The 635-nt window shown below is 46.6% G+C and carries 1 protein-coding gene and 1 pseudogene; both read right to left on the bottom strand.

The features are described from left to right. Positions 1-164 precede the first annotated feature (164 nt). Positions 165-302, bottom strand: coding sequence for a hypothetical protein (locus AC1DWB_RS36885; protein ID WP_477545990.1), 138 nt, complete (start codon positions 300-302; stop codon positions 165-167). A 176-nt stretch (positions 303-478) separates the two neighbouring features. Beyond that, positions 479-635, bottom strand: a pseudogene (locus AC1DWB_RS36890) (formylglycine-generating enzyme family protein); the annotation flags it as partial.

Below are 635 nucleotides of genomic sequence, written 5' to 3' on the forward strand. Positions count from 1 at the left end.
GTTTCTCAACAGTCTGAATCCACGTTTACGTGGATTCGAATCGATACATTTTCTTGATATCCGATAAAAACAAACCGATTATCATCCTAAGGAAAATCGGCCACATTTCAAATCTCTTTCAAATCTCTATATGCTTGGGTCAGAGCAGCGTCGGTCGTGCAAGATCAGCCGAACATATCTATCTGTTCGGAATCCACATTCGGCAACTCATCTTTGAACAGCTTCCAATTCTCCTGCATTTCTGCATCACTGAGAAGACAGGCGTCCAGTTGGAAATAATCTTTCGCAGTGGATTGGGTCAAGGTGACCGGCACCATTGGCGCTGGATGCCAAGCAAATTGCGCGGATAGAAACGCCTAAGTCCCCCTTGGTATATCCCGACGATGATTTTCTGGATTAATCCAATTATATCGACAAGGCCCACAGAGCAATGGCTCTGTGGGCCTTGTTATAAAAAATAAAGTCAATGACCTTCACCTTATAAAGACTGGGCAAGGCGGAATCCAAGGTCGTCGATGGAAAATGTCGGGTGGCTGCGACGACGACACGTTGCCCCACACCCCCTGGCCTCTTCTGCCCAACTGCCACCGCGAAAAATCCGGTAGGAGCCATATACTTTCTCATCATATATATCC

The organism is Paenibacillus sp. P4_E11 (assembly GCF_056401635.1).